This is a genomic window from Streptomonospora mangrovi (genome assembly GCF_027604915.1).
Lineage (GTDB): Bacteria > Actinomycetota > Actinomycetes > Streptosporangiales > Streptosporangiaceae > Streptomonospora > Streptomonospora mangrovi.
The window spans coordinates 15,953-34,039 of record NZ_JAJAQC010000014.1 but is presented as its reverse complement, the minus strand read 5'-3'; the positions used below and the strand labels follow the sequence as shown (position 1 = coordinate 34,039).

Below are 18,087 nucleotides of genomic sequence, written 5' to 3'. Positions count from 1 at the left end.
GGCGGCGGCCTTCTGGCCCCGAGGGGCGGCCGCGAAGCGCCGGCCGGTGGCGGGAGCGCCGCGATGCGGTGCTCCCGGGGGCGCGTCCGCAAGGGGAGGCGGGCGCGCCCTCACCCGTGCGCGGGGGCGGCGGCCGGGGGCGGGCGCGGCGGCGGGCCGGTGCGGTCGGGCGCCTTCGGCACCCGGCGGGGCTACAGCAGGGCGGCCAGGTCGAGCAGGTCGGCCGCCGTGGGGGCGGGCGCGCCGGCGCGGTCCAGGACCGGCCAGCCGCGCAGCGCGGCCAGCCGGGCGCACGGCGCGAGCGCGGGGTCGCTCAGCAGGTAGCCGACGGGCGCGTCGGGCCAGTCGGCGGCCATGGGCAGCGGCTCGGTGTCGTAGCCGTCGGGGACCGGCGCGGCCCCGGGCGCGGCCGCGTCGGCGCCGAACTGGGCCCGGCGCAGGTCGGCGCGGGAGGGCGTGCCGGGCTGGGGGAGCAGGGAGTCCACCAGCAGGTACCCGGCGAGCGGGCGGTGCGCCGCGCGCTGGGCGGCGCCCACGCGGGGCAGCAGCGGCCCGGCGCCGCCGTGCGCGGCCAGCAGCAGCGGCCCCGGTGGGTCCAGGCGCGCGATGGCCAGGGCCGCGCCGGCGATGTGGCGGGCGGCGTAGGGCGGTGCGGGGTCGCCGGGGACCTCGGCGGCGGCGGCCCAGGCGCCGCGCCCGCGCAGTCCGCCGGGCAGCGCCGGCCACCACTGCGGGGCGCCCAGCGGGTCGGCCAGCAGCACCAGGGCGGGCGCGCCGGGCGGCGCGGGCGGGGGGAGCGCCACGGTCAGCGCCGGGTCTCGGACACGAGCCAGGCCAGGTATTCGGGGCTGCCGCCCTCGATGGGCACGGCGATCACCTCGGGCACGTCGTAGGGGTGCGCGGCGGTGAGGTGGTCCACCAGATCGCCCAGGCGGTCGCGGGCGGTCTTGAAGGCGACGCGCCACTCGGGGTCGGCGCGGACCTCGCCCTCCCACCGGTAGTGGCTGGTGATGGGCGCCTCGACCTGGGCGCAGGCGGCCAGGCCGCGCTCCACGGCGGAGCGGGCGAGGTCGGCCGCCGACTCGGCGGTGCCGGTGGTGGTCTCGACGCGGACGTGGGCGGGTGCGCCGGGGGTGTGGGTCATGGCCGCCTCCTGCCGCCTTCCTACGGGGCCGGCGCGGTCGCCTGTGGACGGCGCGCGCGGCGACTCACCGGCACGTTCTAGGCTCGTTGACCATGAGCGACCGCGAAGTTCTGCTGAAGCACATCAACGATAAGGCCGTCGTGCGCGGCCGCGTCACCCTGTCCTCGGGCCGCGAGGCCGACTACTACGTCGACCTCCGCCGCGTCACGCTCGACGGCGCGAGCGCGCCGCTGGTGGGCCGGGTGCTGCTGGAGGCCACCGCCGACCTCTCCTTCGACGCCGTGGGCGGGCTGACCCTGGGCGCCGATCCCGTCGCCGCCGCCATGCTGCACGCCGCCGCCGCCCGGGGCCGCGCGCTCGACGCCTTCGTGGTGCGCAAGGAGGGCAAGGCCCACGGCCTCCAGCGGCGCATCGAGGGCCCCGACGTCGCCGGGCGCCGCGTGCTGGCGGTCGAGGACACCTCCACCACCGGCGGTTCGGTCCTCACGGCGGTCGACGCCCTGCGCGAGGCCGGGGCCGAGGTCGTGGGCGTGGCGGTCATCGTGGACCGGGGCGCGCGGGCCCGTGTGGCCGAGGCCGGGCTGGACTACCGCGCGGTCTTCGAGGCCGGCGACCTCGACGTGTGAGGGCGGCGGCCCGGTCGGCGGAGCCGGGGGCGACGCCGAAGGACCGCACCGGGCGGAAAAGAGCGGGACGCGGGTGCGGGGTGCGGTCGCGGGTGCGGCGGGCGGTCAGGGCTCGACGGTGAGGCTGTAGCCGGGCTCCTCGCCCGAGATGTCGCGCGGCTGGCCGTGCACGTACAGCTCCACCGCCGAGGGGTCGCCGATCGTCACGTCGAGCGGGCGGGACTCGTCGAAGGTGACGTACTCCCCCCGGCCCATGGTGGCGTCGGTGAGCACGTCGCCGCCGGGCACCCGCACGACCACGTCGCTGGACTCCCCCACCACCTCGATGTAGAGGGTGCCGGTGGCCACCCCGCCGGCCTGCGCGGCGGCGGTGTCGGCGCTCTCGGGCACGGCGGAGTCGGGGTTGCCCGCGGGGAGCGACCGGTAGAGGAAGTAGCCGCCCAGGATGACCAGGGTGATGAAGAGCACGATCGCGCCGACGATGGCCAGCATCTGGCCGATCCCGCGCGGATCATTGCGATGTCGTCCCACGGTGCTGAATGTAGCGTGTATCACCGGGGACAATCGACGGTGGGAACACACAGACCTGTCCGAACCCGGCCGGGCGGGCGGAAACCAGCGCGTAAACCGCGTAAAGTAGTGGCCGTGCACGCACCGTGACCACCGGGCCGGGCGGCGCCGCGCGGCCGTCCTGGTCTAGACCTTTCGCTCGGCTGCCGACTTCGCGATACTTGCTCACGCACCGGGGCACTGCCGGAAACTCATGCGGGACCGCGCACGCCGGCGGGACCGCCTCGTCCGACACTCCAGGCCAACCAGGGAGTCAACACCATGCCTATCGCCACCCCAGAGGTCTACACGGAGATGCTGGGCCGCGCGAAGTCCCAGGGCTTCGCCTACCCCGCCATCAACGTGACCTCCAGCCAGACCCTGCACGCCGCGCTGCGGGGCTTCGCTGAGGCCGAGAGCGACGGCATCATCCAGGTGTCCACCGGCGGCGCGGAGTTCCTGTCCGGCGCGACCGTCAAGGACATGGTCACCGGCGCCACCGCGTTCGCCGAGTTCGCGCGCATCGTCGCCGACAAGTACCCGGTCAACGTCGCGCTGCACACCGACCACTGCCCCAAGGACAAGCTCGACGGCTTCGTCCGCCCGCTGCTGCGCGCCTCGGCCGAGCGCGTGGCGCGCGGCGAGCAGCCGCTGTTCCAGTCGCACATGTGGGACGGCTCGGCCGTGGAGCTGGAGGAGAACCTCCAGATCGCCGAGGAGCTGCTGGCCGCCTCCAACGACGCCCGCACCATCCTGGAGATCGAGGTCGGTGTCGTCGGCGGCGAGGAGGACGGCATCGTCGGCGAGATCAACGAGAAGCTCTACACCACCCCCGGCGACGCCCTGCGCACCGCCGAGGTCCTGGGCCTGGGCGACAAGGGCTACTACATGACCGCCCTGACCTTCGGCAACGTCCACGGCGTCTACAAGCCCGGCCACGTCAAGCTGCGCCCCGAGGTCCTCAAGGAGGCCCAGGAGGCGGTCAGCGCCGAGTACGGCAAGGCCAAGCCCTTCGACTTCGTCTTCCACGGCGGCTCCGGCTCCACCATGGAGGAGATCCACGCCGCCATCGACTACGGCGTCGTGAAGATGAACATCGACACCGACACCCAGTACGCCTTCACCCGGCCCATCGCCGACCACATGCTGAAGAACTACGACGGCGTCCTCAAGGTCGACGGCGAGGTCGGCAACAAGAAGGCCTACGACCCCCGCGCCTACGGCAAGGCCGCCGAGGCCGGCATGGCCGCGCGCGTCGTCGAGGCCGCGCAGCACCTCAAGTCCGCGGGCAACAAGATGAAGTAGCGGCCCGCCCCAGACCGGTCCCTGGTTCCCCACGGATCAGGGGCCGCGCGTGCCCGGCCGCTTCCTTCCTTGGGCGGACGTGGTGGCCGGGCACGCCCCTTTCCCCGCACGCCGCCCACCGGCGGCCGCCGGGCGCTGGCAGGATGGGGGCATGGACCCGCACAGCAACCTGCTCGGCGAACCTCCCGCCACGCACCTGCCCGACCTCCCCGAGGCCCGCGAACTCCTGGCCGCCGGCACCGACCCCGCCGAGGTCGCCGCCCGGTTCCCTGCCTCGTCCGCCGCCTGGGCCGCCCTGGCCGAGCGCGCGTTCGCCGCCGGCGAGCCCGTGGCCGCCTACGCCTACGCCCGCACCGGCTACCACCGCGGCCTGGACCAGTTGCGCCGCGCCGGGTGGAAGGGCCACGGCCCCGTCCCCTGGGAGCACGAGCCCAACCAGGGCTTCCTGCGCGCGCTGCACATGCTGGGCATGGCCGCCGGCGCGATCGGGGAGTCCGACGAGGCCGACCGCTGCGCCGCCTTCCTGCGCGACAGCAGCGCCACCGCGGCGCGGACCCTGGCCTCCTAGCGGGCCGCCCGCGCCCGGGCCGCCCCCGCGCCCGGCGCGCCGCGGCGGGCCAGGTCGTCGCCGCAGCTCAGCGCGGCGGCGCCGACAAACCTCGCTTAACGCCCGAGCAGCGGTCGTGTACGCTCAATGCGCAAGGGCCCCTGTCGCTTTCTTGCGCCAGGGGCTTTTCACGTGCGGCGCACCGCGCGAACATCCACGGTCCGATCGGAAGAATGCAGAGGTAGACCCGGATGCCGGCGATCACGCTCGTTGGGGCCCAGTGGGGGGACGAGGGCAAGGGGAAGGCCACCGACCTGGTCGGCAACCGCGTCGACTACGTGGTGCGCTACCAGGGGGGCAACAACGCCGGGCACACCGTGGTCATCGGCGACCAGAAGTACGCCCTGCACCTGCTGCCCTCCGGGATCCTCTCGCCCGACGTGGTGCCGGTGATCGCCAACGGGGTGGTGATCGACCCCGGGGTGCTGTTCGAGGAGCTGCGCGGCCTGCGCGAGCGCGGTGTGAACACCGAGCGGCTGCTGGTCTCGGCCAACGCCCACCTGATCATGCCCTACCACCGGGCGCTGGACAAGGTCACCGAGCGCTTCCTGGGCAAGCGCCAGATCGGCACCACCGGGCGCGGCATCGGCCCCACCTACGCCGACAAGATCTCGCGCACCGGCATCCGCGTGCAGGACATGTTCGACCCCAAGATCCTGCGGCAGAAGCTCGAACTCGCGCTGCACGACAAGAACCAGATCCTGACCAAGGTGTTCAACCGCCGCGGGCTGGAGGTCGACCAGGTCTTCGAGGAGTACACCGGCTACGCCGAGGAGCTGCGGCCCTACGTCGCCGACACCTCCCTGATCCTCAACCGGGCGCTGGACGAGGGCCGCACGGTCTACCTGGAGGGCTCCCAGGGCACCCTGCTCGACATCGACCACGGCACCTACCCGTTCGTGACCTCCTCCTCGCCCACGGCGGGCGGGGCGTGCGCGGGCGCCGGCATCGGCCCCACCCGCATCACCAAGGTCGTGGGCATCCTCAAGGCCTACACCACCCGCGTGGGCTCGGGCCCCTTCCCCACCGAGCTGCACGACGAGTGGGGCGAGTGGCTGCGCCAGAAGGGCGGCGAGTACGGGGTCACCACCGGGCGCAACCGCCGCTGCGGCTGGTTCGACGCCCCCATCGCCCGCTACGCCACCCGCGTCAACGGCATCACCGACTTCTTCCTCACCAAGCTCGACGTGCTCTCCGGGCTGGAGCGCGTCCCGGTCTGCGTGGGCTACGACGTCAACGGCACCCGCCACGACGAGATCCCCATGACCCAGACCGACTTCCACCACGCGGTGCCGGTCTACGAGTACCTCGACGGCTGGAACGAGGACATCTCCCACGCCCGGACCTTCGAGGAGCTTCCCAAGACCGCCCAGACCTACGTGCGTACCCTGGAGGAGATGGTCGGCGCCCCGGTCTCGGCCATCGGTGTCGGCCCGGGCCGCGACCAGACCCTGGAGCTGCGCTCCCTGGTCTGAGCGCCGCCGCCCGTCCCTGCCCTCCCCACAACACACAAAAGGGTCCATGAAGTGAAAGCCCTGGTCCTCGGCGGCGGTGGCCGCGAACACGCCCTCGTCCGCGCGCTGTCCCTCGACCCCGGCGTGACCGACCTGCACTGCGCCCCCGGCAACCCCGGCACCTCCGAACTCGCCGAGAACCACGTCATCAACGTGGTCGACGGCCTGGCCGTCACCCAGCTCGCGGCCCGCATCGGCGCCGAACTCGTCGTGATCGGCCCCGAGGCCCCGCTGGTGGCCGGGGTCGCCGACGCCCTGCGCGAACGCGGCATCCCCGTCTTCGGCCCCGACAAGGAGGCCGCCCGGCTGGAGGGCTCCAAGGGGTTCGCCAAGGAGGTCATGCAGGCGGCGGGCGTGCCCACCGCGCGCGCCCGGCTGTGCCGCTCGCCGCACCAGGTCGCCGAGGCGCTGGAGGAGTTCGGGCCGCCCTACGTGGTCAAGGACGACGGCCTGGCCGCCGGCAAGGGCGTCGTGGTGACCGAGGACCGCGCCGCCGCCGAGCGCCACGCCCGCGAGTGCGGCCGCGTGGTGGTCGAGGAGTACCTCGACGGCCCCGAGGTCTCGCTGTTCGTCATCAGCGACGGCGTGCACGCCGTCCCGCTGCTGCCCGCCCAGGACTTCAAGCGCGCCTACGACGGCGACCAGGGCCCCAACACCGGCGGCATGGGCGCCTACACCCCGCTGCCCTGGGCGCCGCCCGGGCTGGTCCCCGAGGTCATGGAGACCGTCGTGCGGCCCACCCTGGCCGAGATGGCGCGGCGCGGCACCCGCTACCAGGGACTGCTCTACGTCGGCCTGGCGCTGACCGCCCAGGGGCCGCGCGTGGTGGAGTTCAACGCCCGCTTCGGCGACCCCGAGTGCCAGGTGGTGCTGGACCGCCTGGCCACCCCCATCGGCGCGCTGCTCCAGGCCACCGACACCGGCGGCCTGTCCCCCGACACCCGCCTGGAGTGGCGCTCGGGCGCCGCCGTCACCGTGGTGGTCGCCGCCGAGAACTACCCCGGCGACCCCGCCAAGGGCGACCTGATCACCGGGCTTGAGGCCGCCGCGGCCGTCGAGGGCGCCTACGTGCTGCACGCGGGCACCGCCTGGAGCGGCGCCCGCGACCTCAAGGCCGCCGGCGGCCGGGTGCTCGACGTGGTGGGCACCGGCGCCACCCTGGCCCAGGCGCGCGAGCGCGCCTACGCCGCCGCCTCCCGCATCGAGCTGCGCGGCTCCTTCTACCGCCGCGACATCGCCGAACGCGCCGCCGCTCAGTCGGCCTGAGCGACCCGGGGGAGGACCGGTTTTCCACAGGTCCTCCTCCGGATGCCCGGCTCCGCTCGGGTACCTGCGAAAATGGGCGGGTGATCGAGCGCTATACCCTTCCCGAGATGGGGCGCGTCTTCTCCGACGCCCATAAGTACGAGCTGTGGTGCCGGGTCGAGACCCTGGTGCTGGAGGCCCACGCCGCGGCCGGCACCGTGCCCGCCGACACCGTCGAACCCGTGCGCGCCGCGCCGCCGCCCACGCCCGAGCGCGTGGCCGAGATCGAGGCCGTCACCCAGCACGACGTCATCGCGTTCCTCACCGCCTGGGCCGACAACACCGAACCCCGCGATGCCGCGGCCTGGGTGCACTTCGGCATGACCTCCTCCGACCTCCTCGACACCGCGCTGGCGGCCCAACTGGTCGAGGCCACCGACATCCTCCTGGCCAAGGCCGACACCCTGGTGGCGGCCCTGCGCGACCACGCCCTGGAGCACCGCCACACCCTGCGGGTCGGCCGCACCCACGGCATCCACGGCGAACCCGACGTCTGGGGCCACCGCGTGGCCGACTTCGCGTTCGGCATGGCCCGCTCGCGCGACCGCCTGCGCCGGGCGCGCGAGGCGGTGGGCGTCATGGCGATCTCGGGCCCGGTGGGCACCTACTCCAACATCGACCCCGCCGTGGAGTCCTACGTCGCCGAGCGCCTCGGCCTGCGCCCGGCCGACGTCTCCACCCAGGTGGTGCTGCGCGACGGCATCTCCGAGTGGGTGTCGTGCCTGGCGATCATGGCCACGGTGTGCGAGGCGGTGGCCCTTGAGGTCCGCCACGGCCAGCGCACCGAGGTCCGCGAGCTGTGGGAGCCGTTCGGCAAGGGCCAGAAGGGCTCCAGCGCCATGCCCCACAAGAAGAACCCCATCATGTCCGAGCGCATCTGCGGCATGGCGCGCAACGTCCGCGCCCAGATCGTCCCGGTCATGGAGGGCATCCCGCTCTGGCACGAGCGCGACATCTCCCACTCCTCCACCGAGCGCATCTCGCTGCCCGACGCCGCGATCGCCACCGACTACCTGCTCAACCTCACCACCCGGCTGGTCACCGGCCTGGTGGTCGACACCGACCGCATGCGCGCCAACCTCGACTCCACCCACGGGCTCATCTACTCCTCCACCGTCGTCTCCGAGCTGATCGAGACCGGCGCCTCGCGCGAGGACGTCTACGCCCTGGTGCAGACCGCCGCCATGCGCACCTGGGACACCCAGAGCCCCTTCCGCGACACCCTGCGGGCCGAGGCCGCCGCGCGCGGCGTCACGCTCGACGAGGCCCGCCTCGACGAGGTCTGCCGCCCCGAGCGGTTCGTGCGGCGCCTGGACGCCGTCTTCGACCGCCTGAAGGACCTGAGCTGACCCCGCCGCCCCGGCCCCGAGGAGGAACCCCATGAGCGGCTTCGTCGTCAAGCCCGAGCCCGTCGCGGTGCCGGGGCTGACCCACCTGCACACCGGCAAGGTCCGCGACCTCTACGCCACCGCCTCCGGCGACCTCGTCATGGTCGCCAGCGACCGCGTGTCGGCCTTCGACTGGGTGCTGCCCACCGACATCCCCGGCAAGGGGCGGCTGCTGACCCGGCTGTCGCTGTGGTGGTTCGAGCGGCTGGCCGACCTCGTACCCAACCACGTGCTGTCCGACACCCCGCCGCCGGGCGCGCCCGCCGACTGGGCCGGGCGCACCCTGATCTGCCGCAACCTCGACATGATCCCGGTGGAGTGCGTGGCGCGCGGGTACCTGGCCGGTTCCGGCCTGGCCGAGTACCGCGCCTCGGGCGCGGTGTGCGGGGTGCCGCTGCCCGAGGGCCTGGTCGACGGCTCCCGGCTGGAGACCCCGATCTTCACCCCGGCCACCAAGGCCGAGGTCGGCGAGCACGACGAGAACGTCACCTTCGACCACGTCGCCGCGCTGCTGGGCGAGGCCCCCGCCGCCGAACTCCGCGACCTCACCCTGGCCGTCTACTCCCGGGGCCGCGCCCTCGCCGAGGAGCGCGGGATCCTGCTGGCCGACACCAAGTTCGAGTTCGGGCGCGGCCCCGACGGCGCGCTGGTGCTGGCCGACGAGGTCTTCACCCCCGACTCCTCGCGGTTCTGGCCGGCCGACTCCTGGCGGCCCGGCCGGCCCCAGCCATCGTTCGACAAACAGTTCATCCGCGACTGGTTGACCTCACCGGAGTCCGGCTGGGACCGCGCGGCCGACACCCCGCCCCCGCCGCTGCCGCCCGAGGTGGTCGCCTCCACCCGCGCCAAGTACGAGGAGGCCGTCACCCGCCTCACCGGCGACTAGCCGCACCGCGCGGCGCGGCCCGGCCCGCCCCGGCGGGGGCCGGCGGGACCGCGCCGCGCGCCCGCCGCGCGCCGCCGGCGCCCGCCCCGCAGCGGTTGCGGTATCGGTGATCCCGGCCACCTTGGGAGCGAACCGTACGCGCAGGACATACAGTGGTACCGGTCCTTTGCCGGGCGGCCGCGACGGTCGAGAAGCCGCAAAGGTCTACACAACACCTGCCATCTCCCGGGACCGGGACGGCGACGCGGTCAAATACCTCATCCCCGCCAGCGGTATGACACCGTTCGGATCGGGCACACGACCCGTAGTGCCGTTTGACCCCGTCGACCGACTCCGGACACGCGGTGGCGCGCGGGCAGGGCACCTCCATCCGGAACGCTTCGCCCGCTGTCCGCGTCCCACCGCATAGACACGATCCCGACGAGTACGACCCCTAAACCTGAATCGCCTCACGAAGGAGCACATGAGCATGGGCCAGGAGGTTCGTTACCGCGTCCGAGGCGGTCGTCCCCTCAACGGGACGGCATTCATCCAGGGCGCGAAGAACGCCGTGCTGCCGATGATCGGCGCCGCCCTGCTCGCGGCCAAGGGCCGCACGGTGCTGCGCAACGTCCCCATCATCGAGGACGTCAAGCGCGCGCTGGAGCTGGCCGAGCACATCGGCGCCAAAGTGGAGTTCCACGAGGCCGAGCGCACGGTCGTGATCGACGCCTCCCAGCTCAACGACCCCGAGCGCGCGGTCCTGCCGGCCGACATCGCGGCCCGCTTCCGCGGCTCGGTGCTGTTCGTCCCGGCGCTCATGCACCGCATGGGCCGCGCCCGGATCGAGGGCGTCGGCGGCTGCAACCTCGGCAGCCGCAAGCTCGACTTCCACTACCGCGGCTTCGCCCGCCTCGGCGCGCAGGTCACCGAGGACGACGAGCGTAACCACATCAACATCGAGTCGCCCCACCTCACCGGCGGGCACCTCTACCTCGACACCCCCTCCCACACCGGCACCGAGAACCTGATCATGGCGGCGGTCCTGGCCCGGGGCACCACCGTCATCGAGCACGCCGCGCTGGAGCCCGAGGTCCTCGACGTCATCGAGTTCCTCAGCCGCATGGGCGCCAAGATCAGCGGCGGCGGCACCGGCTTCATCACGGTGCGGGGCGTCGAGGAGCTGACCGCGGTCGAGCACACCATCATGTCCGACCGCATCGACGCCGGCGTCTTCGCCATGGCCACCGCCGCGGCCGGCGGCGACGTCAGCCTGGTGGGCGCCAACCTGGAGCACCTGGGCGTGGCGCGCTGGAAGCTGGAGCAGATGGGCGTGGAGTTCGCCCAGCAGGGCGCCGTGCTGCACGTGCGCCGCGAGCCCGGCGCCCCGCTGCGCCCCATCAACGCCGTCACCTCGCCCTACCCGGGCTTCGCCACCGACCTCCAGTCGCCGCTGATGGCGCTGGCCACCCTGGCCGACGGTGAGAGCTACCTGCACGAGGCCATCTACGACGGCCGCTTCGCGCTGGCCGACGAGCTGACCAAGATGGGCGCCAAGATCGAGGTCGACGGCACCCGCGCCATCGTCCACGGCCCCTCCGCGCTGCGCGGCGCGCCCGTGGTGGCCCACGACCTGCGCACCGGCGCCGCGCTGGTGCTTGCCGGTCTCGTCGCCGAAGGCGAGACTGTGGTCGCACCTGGTTACCTGGTCGACCGCGGTCACGCTCAGTTCGCCACCCGACTTGCCGCCCTCGGCGCGGACGTGGTACGCGAAAGCGCCGAATAGACACCGAAATCCCAGCGGAGGCCGGGGCGGGAGGGCAACCTCCCGCCCGGGCTTTCGGCGTTCTGTGGGAAACGATCTTCATTGGCCCCGCACAATGGGTACGATCTCGGCAATCATGCCGTGACAGGGAGCAGGGTCGGGAAACCAGTGGGCGCACATAGTGAAGAGCGTGGAATGGTAGCGGGGAGCAGCCCGAGGTGAGTGCGCAGCGAACTGGCGATCTGACGATTGGTGTCATCGGGCCGCACGAGGTGGTCGAACGGGTCATGCTGATGGGCCCGGGTTCCACGGGGCCGCTCAACGCCAGACTCATCGCCGCCGCGTATCGAGATGAGCAAGAGGCCACCGACAAGGTGCTGCGCCTGGGTTCGGCGATCGACGCGTATCTGTTCGCCAGCCCCGTCCCCTACGAGTTCGCACGGAAGGCCGGCGTGCTCACCATGCCCGCCACCTACGTGCCGCTGGGCGGGGCCAGCCTGCACGAGGCGCTGCTGCGGGCCACGCTCGACGACAGACTCGACCCCACCAAAGCCAGCCTGGACGTCCTGAGCCGCTCCGACGTGGTCGAGGCGTACTCCGAGGTCGACCTCCCCGTCGACGGCATCCACGTCCACGAGGAGCTGACCACCACGGCCCAGCTCACCTCGTTCCACGAGGCCCTGTGGCGGCGCAAGGCCACCCGCATGGCCATCACCTGCGTGCGCGGGGTCGCCGAGCGCCTTGAGGCCATGGGGGTGCCCGTGACCCGGCTGCGGCCCACCAACGCCGGGGTGCGCAGCGCGTTGCAGACCGCCGGCCTGCTGGGCGCCCACCACCGCCTCGAAGAGGCGCAGTTGGGCGTGGTCGTGGTCGACGTGCCCACCCTGCGCGACTCCACGCGCCGCTCGACCCCCCGCTACTGGCGCGACGAACTCCGCCTGGCCCTGCACCGGCTGCTGCTCCAGGAGGCCCACCGCATCAACGCCACCGCCCACCCCGTGGACGACCACACCTTCATGGTCACCGCCACGCGGGGCTCGCTGGTGGCGGCCACCGAGGGATTCCGCCAGCCGCCGTTCGTGGACCGCATCAAGGCCGAACTCGGCATCGCCATCGAGGTCGGCATCGGCATGGGCCGCACCACCCAGGACGCCGAGACCCACGCCCGCGCCGCACTCAGCCGGGCCCAGGCCACCCGCCAGAGCTTCGCCGTCGACCGCGAGGGCCGGTCCCTGGTGCCGGCGCAGCGGGCGCCCCAGCGCCAGTCGGCCGAGCCGCTGCGCACCAAGGGCCGCGAGACCCTGCTGCGGCTGTCGGAGAAGATCGCCGAGGAGGACGGCCCGCTGGTCGTCGACGCCGAGAACGCCGGCCGCATGCTGGGGGTCACCCCCCGCACGGCGCGGCGGCTGCTGCGCACACTGGTCGAGGAGGGCCTGGCCTGGCCGCTGCCGCCCAACCGCACCCTCCAGCCGGGCCGGCCGCGCCAGCTCTACCGGCTGATCATCGAGAAGCTCGACAAGGACAAGGCCGGCAAGTAGCCGACGGCGGGAGGGGGCCGGCCGCCTCCCGCCGCGCGGCCGCGCTCAGCCCCGGTTGCGCCGGGGGAACTCCCCGGCGCAGGCCAGGAACGCGTCGTTCTCCTCGGGGGTGCCGATGCTGACCCGCAGCCCCTCGCCGGCGAACGCGCGCACGGCCACCCCGGCCGCCTCGCATGCCTCGGCGAAGGCGAGGGTGTCGCCGTGCAGCCGCAGCCACACGAAGTTGGCCTCGGTGGGCGGGACCTCCCAGCCGTCGGCGAGCAGGGCGTCGCGCACCCGCTCGCGCTCCTTGACGGTGGCGGCCACCCGCTCCAGCAGTTCGCCCTCGGCGGCCAGCGACGCCACGGCGGCGGCCTGGGCGACGTGGTTCACCGCGAAGGGGACCATGGTCTTGCGCAGCGCGGCGGCGATGGTGGGGTGGGCCACGCAGAACCCCACGCGCAGCGCCGCCAGGCCGTAGGCCTTGGAGAACGTGCGCAGCACGGCGACGTTGGGGCGGTCGCCGTAGAGCGCGATCCCGTCGGGGACCTCGGGGTCGCGCACGTACTCCCGGTACGCCTCGTCCAGGACCACCAGCACGTGGTCGGGCATCCGGTCGAGGAACGAGGTGAGGGCGGGCTCGCGCACGGCGGTGCCGGTGGGGTTGTTGGGGTTGCACACGAAGACCAGGCGGGTGCGGTCGGTGACGGCCGCGGCGAGCGCGTCGAGGTCGTGGGTCTCGTCCCGCAGGGGCACGGTCACCGGGGTGGCGCCGGACAGCTCCACCAGCAGCGGGTAGGCCTCGAAGGACCGCCAGGCGTAGAGCACCTCGGCGCCCGGCTCGGCCACGGCCTCCAGCAACTGCTGGATCAGGCCAACCGAGCCCGCGCCCACGGCGACCCGGTCCTCGGCCACGCCGAACCGGGCGGCCAGCGCGGCGGTGAGGTCGGCGGCGCCGGAGTCGGGGTAGCGGTTGAGGTCGGCCGCCGCGGCGGACACGGCCGCCAGGACGGAGGGCAGCGGGCCGTAGGGGCTCTCGTTGGAGGAGAGCTTCACGGCGCGGCCGTGGGGGCCGGCGACCTTCCGCCCGGGCTTGTAGGCGGGGATGGAGGCGAGGACCTCCCGGAGATATGGCGGATTCGGCTCCGACACCGTCGTCCTTCCTCGATACGCTGTGCGATGTCCAGGCTACGTTGGGCGATCACCGCTCGAAGGCGGGCCCGCGGACCCCAGCCGCAATATCGCACAGAAGAGGAAACAGCACCATGGAGCACCCCCGGACACCACGGAGGGCGGCGGGCGCGGCACTGGCCGTGTCCGCCGTCCTGGCCCTGAGCGCCTGCGGCGGAGCCGAGGGGAGCGGGTCGGCGGCCGAGGCCGACCCCAACGCCGAGGCCGCCGCCCGGCTCAACCAGGCGCAACTGGTGCAGTACGGCGACGCCGCGGTCGTGCCCGAGCACAGCGAGATGGGCACCTACTCCCGGCTGGTGAGCACCCGCCAGACCGAGCGACTGCGGGAGTCCGCCACCTTCGACAAGCCCGAGTGCATGGACGTGGTGAACGAGTGGGGGCGGCTGCCGGAGGTGCGCGACGCCCCGGCGTCGCTGGCCACCTTCGCGCGCGGCCGCGACACCATCTCCCACACCCTGCTGCGGGTGCCCGCCTCCGCGGCCGAGGAGGCGCTGTCGGCCCAGGTGCCCGCCGACTGCGGCACCTACGAGGCCACCCTGGACGACGGCACCACGGCGTCCTACCGCCTGACCGAGCTGGACGTCGAGGAGATCGCGGACGGCTCGCGCGCCTTCGCCGTCGAGACCGACGTCGACGGCGAGACCGTGTGGATGTACGGCCTGCTGTACCGCAACGGCGACCACCTGGGCGCCACCTCGGTGCTGGGGCCCAACGCCGAGGACGACTACCGCGACCTGCTGGTCGGGTTCACCCGCAAGGCCGTGGAGCGCGAGGACGAGATCACGGCGTAGGGGCGGCGCCGCGGCCGCGGGGGCGGCGCGCCGGGTGGCGTGTCCGGGTGGCGCGGCGGTCGCGGATCCACTACAGTTCCCAGTGATCGAACACCAGTTCGAGAAAGGGGAGTGGGGGGCATGACCACGGCAGCGCACGTCCCAGGTCGGACCGCGCCTCGGCCCGCCGGGGTCGGGCGCGCCCCCCACTCCCCCTTCGACGACCGCCGCGCGCTGCGGCGGGTCGACTGGGGCGCCCGCTCCTCTGCGGCTTTCTACCGGTCTCTAGAAGCCGCTCTAGAGCCGCGTATAGAGTCCGATCCCATGGATCCCGTGCGCAATCCCTACGCACCCGGGGCCGGCCAGCGTCCCCCCGAACTCGCCGGGCGCGACCGCGAACTCCGCCAGTTCGAGGTCGTGCTCGAACGCGTGGCGCGCGGGCGGCCCGAGCGCAGCATGGTGCTCACCGGCCTGCGCGGGGTGGGCAAGACCGTCCTGCTCAACACCTTCCGGTCCATGGCCATCCAGCGGCTGTGGGGCACCGGCAAGATCGAGGCCCGCCCCGACCAGTCCATCCGCCGCCCGGTCGCCGCCGCGCTGCACATGGCGCTGCGCGAACTCGCCCCGCGCCACCTGGCGCCCGACCGCATCGAGCACGTGCTCGGGGTCCTCAAGGCGTTCGCCCAGGCCGACTCCGACCCCCCGGCCGGCCGCTCGGGCCGGGCCGCGCGCGGCGGCGCCCGCTGGCAGCCGGGCATCGAAGCCCCGGCGGTGCGCGGCCGGGCCGACTCCGGCGATCTTGAGATCGACCTCGTGGAGCTGTTCGTCGACGCCGCGTCGACCGCCACCGACCTCGGCGTGGGGATCGCCCTGTTCATCGACGAGATGCAGGACATCCCGGCCGACGACATCTCGGCGCTGTGCACCGCCTGCCACGAACTCGCGCAGAACGGCGGCCCGCTGATCGTGGTGGGCGCCGGCCTGCCGCACCTACCGGCGGTGCTGTCGGCCAGCAAGAGCTACTCCGAGCGGCTGTTCCGCTATGCCCGCATCGACCGCCTCAGCCGCGGCGCGGCCGACCACGCGCTCACCGCGCCGGCCGAACTCGAGGGCGTGGAGTTCGGCCCCGAGGCGCTGGCCGCGCTGTACGAGATCTCCGACGGCTACCCGTTCTTCGTGCAGGCGTACGGCAAGGTCACCTGGGACCACGCGCTGCACAGCCCGATCACCGCCGAGGACGTCGCGATCGCCGCCCCCGAGGCCGAGGAGGAGCTGGCGGTCGGCTTCTTCGGCAGCCGCTACGACCGCGCCACCCCGGCCGAACGCGACTACATGCGCGCCATGGCCGCCCTGGGCGACGACCCCGTGCAGACCACCGAGGTCGCCACCTCCCTGGGCCGCAAGCCCTCCAGCCTCTCGCCGGCCCGCGACAGCCTGATCAAGAAGGGCCTGATCTACAGCGCCGAACGCGGCACGATCGCGTTCACCGTCCCGCACTTCGGCCGCTTCCTCCGCCGCCAGCCCGACTGAGCCCGCCTCTTCACCCTTCTAGCGCAATCTAGGGTTCCCCCAATACACCCCTAGATTCTCCAACTCTCCCCGCACCATGCCGACGTCTACCGCCGTCTAGCCGACATTCTAGAAACCGCTATACGAAGCTCGACCGCGCCCACCGCCGCCAGGCGTCCACCCCGCCGTCCACCGGGTGGCCGCCCGCGCGGGCCGAGCGACCGGCCGCTGACCTCGGATTTCGCATTTCATCCGAAAAGCCACCTGGTGACCTGGTTGTATGCGGGTCCACCCCCGATGACCTGCGCGGATGGACAGATACGCGATCTTTGCCCTGACCTGGTGTCCAGGGTTTTCCTATGTCGGGAGGACACCGCATGGTCAGTATCGTTTCGCGTTCCGCGTGGGGAGCGCGTTCCCCCCGCGGAACCGACACCACCACCTGGTCGGCGCGCACCGAGTTCATCGTCCACTACTCCGAGGGACCCACCAGCCAGTCCGTCCAGTCCATCCAGGACTTCCACATGGACTCCAACGGATGGTCCGACATCGGCTACAACTTCCTGGTCGACGTCGAGGGCACCGCCTATGAGGGCCGGGGCTGGCTGGTCATCGGCGCGCACGCCACCGGACACAACACCTCGGGGATCGGGGTGTGCTTCATCGGCCGCGACGGCGACGCCACCTCCGCCGCGAAGAACACCATCCGCGCGCTCTACGACGAGGCGGTCGGCAGGAAGGGCGGCGGCCTGTCCGCCAAGGGGCACCGCGACGTCGGCTCGACCGACTGCCCCGGCGACGACCTGCACCGCTGGGTGCACAACGGAATGCCCGCCGGGGGCGGGGGAGAGTCAGCAGACGGGGAGGACGACATGGTCGGACTGCGCAAGGGCGACACCGGGGAGCGGGTCAAGTACCTCCAGGTGATCCTGATGAAGGCGGGCTTCGACCTGCCCGAGTACGGCGCCGACGGCCACTACGGCGACGAGACCGAGAAGGCCGTTATCGCCGCCCGCAAGAGCCAGGGGTCCGAGCAGGACTTCGGCGACCGCATCACCGGCTGGGCCGCCGCCCAGATCATGACCGCCTACGTCCAGAAGACCGCCGCGTAGGCACGGCGGGCACCACCGCGCCAGGCCGGGGGGCGTCCTGGCGCCGATCCGCGGGAGACGAGCCCGCCCGGACACGGCGGCTCGTGTCCCGCCCCGCCCCGCCGCACGCCGGGCGCGGCGGAGCGCGGGGCTGCGCGTCAGCGGGTCAGCAGCCGAGGCAGTCGGTCGAGAACACCTCGGCGCCGTTGACCTCTCCGCGGAAGGAGCCCTCGACCCCGTCGGTGAAGTCGCGGTCGCCGGTGTTGAAGGAGCCGTCGAACGCGACATCGGCCCCCTGCTCGGTGGTGCCGGAGCAGTTCGCCGTGATCTCGCCGGCGGTCTCCTCGCCGACCTCGCAGTCCAACTGCCCCTCGATGGGGAACCCGGCCGAGGCGAACGCGTCCTCGGCCGCCACCCGCAGCCCCTCGGCGGCGACCTCGCCGAACACCTGCTCCCGCCCTTCGGGAGTACACCCGACCAGGGCCGCACCCACCGCCAGGACCATCACGGACACCGCCATCCTGTGCCGCATACGCTCGCTCCCCTAGTCGTCGTCGCCCACAGCGTATTCGCGATCCCCGCGCCCGCCCATGGCCCCCAAGGTGGATTCCGTCTCCCCCGCTCGTCTGAGAAGAGGCGTACTCCCCACAACCGGACGGCCCCGGACGGGCGCCGCCCGGGCGCCTCAGTCGGCGGGGCCGTCGGATTTGGGCATGACGTAGCCGCTGACGAAGCCGACCAGGCCGAAGGCGACGGCGGCGGTGATGCTGGGGACGAGGAGGGCGTCGGATGCGGCCGTCACCCAGTCGGGGCGCAGGAGGAGCACACCGGCGGCCTGGGTGGCCACCAGGGCGGTGGCCAGGGCCAGGAACACCAGCAGGGTGGCGGTGAACGCGGCTCGGCAGGCGGTCTGGGCGCGGTCGCGGAGCGGAGCGGTCATG

General features: G+C 73.2%; 18 protein-coding genes. 12 read left to right on the top strand and 6 right to left on the bottom strand.

The window, feature by feature from the left end; all coding sequences use genetic code 11:
- Positions 1-191 precede the first annotated feature (191 nt).
- Complete coding sequence (locus LG943_RS10185; RefSeq protein WP_270071984.1) at positions 192-803, bottom strand: hypothetical protein; 612 nt, start codon at positions 801-803, stop codon at positions 192-194.
- Between the two features lie 2 nt (positions 804-805).
- Positions 806-1,144, bottom strand: a complete 339-nt coding sequence (gene cutA / locus LG943_RS10180) for a divalent-cation tolerance protein CutA (protein ID WP_270071983.1) — start codon at positions 1,142-1,144, stop codon at positions 806-808.
- Positions 1,145-1,236: 92 nt separating this feature from the next.
- Here cutA and pyrE point away from each other — a divergent pair, with 92 nt between their 5' ends.
- Entirely contained in the window at positions 1,237-1,770 is a 534-nt protein-coding gene (gene pyrE, locus LG943_RS10175) for an orotate phosphoribosyltransferase (protein WP_270071982.1), read from the top strand.
- A 105-nt stretch (positions 1,771-1,875) separates the two neighbouring features.
- Here the strand turns inward: pyrE and LG943_RS10170 are convergent, their stop codons facing one another.
- Positions 1,876-2,301 carry a RodZ domain-containing protein gene (locus LG943_RS10170; protein WP_408648576.1) on the bottom strand — a complete coding sequence of 142 codons (426 nt, stop codon included), beginning with the start codon at positions 2,299-2,301 and terminating at the stop codon, positions 1,876-1,878.
- A gap of 300 nt (positions 2,302-2,601) precedes the next feature.
- Here LG943_RS10170 and fbaA point away from each other — a divergent pair, with 300 nt between their 5' ends.
- The 8 genes from fbaA (at position 2,602) to LG943_RS10130 (ending at position 12,606) form a co-directional block, all read left to right on the top strand.
- A complete protein-coding gene (fbaA, locus tag LG943_RS10165) occupies positions 2,602-3,624 on the top strand; it encodes a class II fructose-bisphosphate aldolase (protein ID WP_270071981.1) in 1,023 nt (340 codons plus the stop codon).
- 151 nt (positions 3,625-3,775) lie between these two features.
- Positions 3,776-4,192 carry a DUF3151 domain-containing protein gene (locus LG943_RS10160; RefSeq protein WP_270071980.1) on the top strand — a complete coding sequence of 139 codons (417 nt, stop codon included), beginning with the start codon at positions 3,776-3,778 and terminating at the stop codon, positions 4,190-4,192.
- 230 nt (positions 4,193-4,422) lie between these two features.
- Positions 4,423-5,706 (top strand): adenylosuccinate synthase, encoded by a 1,284-nt coding sequence (locus tag LG943_RS10155; protein WP_270071979.1) that lies wholly within the window; start codon positions 4,423-4,425, stop codon positions 5,704-5,706.
- A 51-nt stretch (positions 5,707-5,757) separates the two neighbouring features.
- A complete protein-coding gene (gene purD, locus LG943_RS10150) occupies positions 5,758-7,011 on the top strand; it encodes a phosphoribosylamine--glycine ligase (RefSeq protein WP_270071978.1) in 1,254 nt (417 codons plus the stop codon).
- 80 nt (positions 7,012-7,091) lie between these two features.
- Complete coding sequence (gene purB, locus LG943_RS10145) at positions 7,092-8,399, top strand: adenylosuccinate lyase (RefSeq protein ID WP_270071977.1); 1,308 nt, start codon at positions 7,092-7,094, stop codon at positions 8,397-8,399.
- A gap of 31 nt (positions 8,400-8,430) precedes the next feature.
- Positions 8,431-9,324, top strand: a complete 894-nt coding sequence (locus LG943_RS10140) for a phosphoribosylaminoimidazolesuccinocarboxamide synthase (RefSeq protein ID WP_270071976.1) — start codon at positions 8,431-8,433, stop codon at positions 9,322-9,324.
- Positions 9,325-9,787: 463 nt separating this feature from the next.
- A complete protein-coding gene (gene murA, locus LG943_RS10135; protein WP_270071975.1) occupies positions 9,788-11,089 on the top strand; it encodes a UDP-N-acetylglucosamine 1-carboxyvinyltransferase in 1,302 nt (433 codons plus the stop codon).
- A 251-nt stretch (positions 11,090-11,340) separates the two neighbouring features.
- Positions 11,341-12,606, top strand: a complete 1,266-nt coding sequence (locus LG943_RS10130) for a transcriptional regulator (RefSeq protein ID WP_270071974.1) — start codon at positions 11,341-11,343, stop codon at positions 12,604-12,606.
- Positions 12,607-12,651: 45 nt separating this feature from the next.
- Here LG943_RS10130 and hisC read toward each other — a convergent pair whose 3' ends face one another.
- Positions 12,652-13,737 carry a histidinol-phosphate transaminase gene (gene hisC, locus LG943_RS10125; RefSeq protein WP_270071973.1) on the bottom strand — a complete coding sequence of 362 codons (1,086 nt, stop codon included), beginning with the start codon at positions 13,735-13,737 and terminating at the stop codon, positions 12,652-12,654.
- Between the two features lie 113 nt (positions 13,738-13,850).
- On the opposite strand from hisC, the gene LG943_RS10120 reads away from it, so the two are divergent.
- The 3 genes from LG943_RS10120 to LG943_RS10110 all read left to right on the top strand — a co-directional run bounded on the left by LG943_RS10120 (position 13,851) and on the right by LG943_RS10110 (position 17,167).
- Positions 13,851-14,567: a hypothetical protein gene (locus LG943_RS10120; RefSeq protein WP_270071972.1), complete on the top strand. Its 717-nt coding sequence runs from the start codon at positions 13,851-13,853 to the stop codon at positions 14,565-14,567.
- Positions 14,568-14,870: 303 nt separating this feature from the next.
- Entirely contained in the window at positions 14,871-16,076 is a 1,206-nt protein-coding gene (locus LG943_RS10115) for an ATP-binding protein (protein ID WP_270071971.1), read from the top strand.
- A gap of 356 nt (positions 16,077-16,432) precedes the next feature.
- Entirely contained in the window at positions 16,433-17,167 is a 735-nt protein-coding gene (locus LG943_RS10110; RefSeq protein WP_270071970.1) for a peptidoglycan recognition protein family protein, read from the top strand.
- 145 nt (positions 17,168-17,312) lie between these two features.
- Here LG943_RS10110 and LG943_RS10105 read toward each other — a convergent pair whose 3' ends face one another.
- On the bottom strand, positions 17,313-17,678 hold the full coding sequence (locus tag LG943_RS10105) for a hypothetical protein (RefSeq protein ID WP_270071969.1): 366 nt from the start codon (positions 17,676-17,678) through the stop codon (positions 17,313-17,315).
- Between the two features lie 153 nt (positions 17,679-17,831).
- Positions 17,832-18,086, bottom strand: a complete 255-nt coding sequence (locus LG943_RS10100) for a hypothetical protein (protein ID WP_270071968.1) — start codon at positions 18,084-18,086, stop codon at positions 17,832-17,834.
- Position 18,087 lies beyond the last annotated feature (1 nt).

Excerpts from the sequence above, each read along its gene's own strand:
- LG943_RS10155 (WP_270071979.1), top strand. The coding sequence starts at position 4,423 with ATGCCGGCGATCACGCTCGTTGGGGCCCAGTGGGGGGACGAGGGCAAG.
- murA (WP_270071975.1), top strand. The coding sequence starts at position 9,788 with ATGAGCATGGGCCAGGAGGTTCGTTACCGCGTCCGAGGCGGTCGTCCC.
- LG943_RS10100 (WP_270071968.1), bottom strand. The coding sequence starts at position 18,086 with ATGACCGCTCCGCTCCGCGACCGCGCCCAGACCGCCTGCCGAGCCGCG.
- LG943_RS10140 (WP_270071976.1), top strand. The coding sequence starts at position 8,431 with ATGAGCGGCTTCGTCGTCAAGCCCGAGCCCGTCGCGGTGCCGGGGCTG.
- LG943_RS10110 (WP_270071970.1), top strand. The coding sequence starts at position 16,433 with ATGGTCAGTATCGTTTCGCGTTCCGCGTGGGGAGCGCGTTCCCCCCGC.
- LG943_RS10160 (WP_270071980.1), top strand. The coding sequence starts at position 3,776 with ATGGACCCGCACAGCAACCTGCTCGGCGAACCTCCCGCCACGCACCTG.
- LG943_RS10105 (WP_270071969.1), bottom strand. The coding sequence starts at position 17,678 with ATGCGGCACAGGATGGCGGTGTCCGTGATGGTCCTGGCGGTGGGTGCG.
- fbaA (WP_270071981.1), top strand. The coding sequence starts at position 2,602 with ATGCCTATCGCCACCCCAGAGGTCTACACGGAGATGCTGGGCCGCGCG.
- cutA (WP_270071983.1), bottom strand. The coding sequence starts at position 1,144 with ATGACCCACACCCCCGGCGCACCCGCCCACGTCCGCGTCGAGACCACC.
- pyrE (WP_270071982.1), top strand. The coding sequence starts at position 1,237 with ATGAGCGACCGCGAAGTTCTGCTGAAGCACATCAACGATAAGGCCGTC.
- LG943_RS10115 (WP_270071971.1), top strand. The coding sequence starts at position 14,871 with ATGGATCCCGTGCGCAATCCCTACGCACCCGGGGCCGGCCAGCGTCCC.
- LG943_RS10120 (WP_270071972.1), top strand. The coding sequence starts at position 13,851 with ATGGAGCACCCCCGGACACCACGGAGGGCGGCGGGCGCGGCACTGGCC.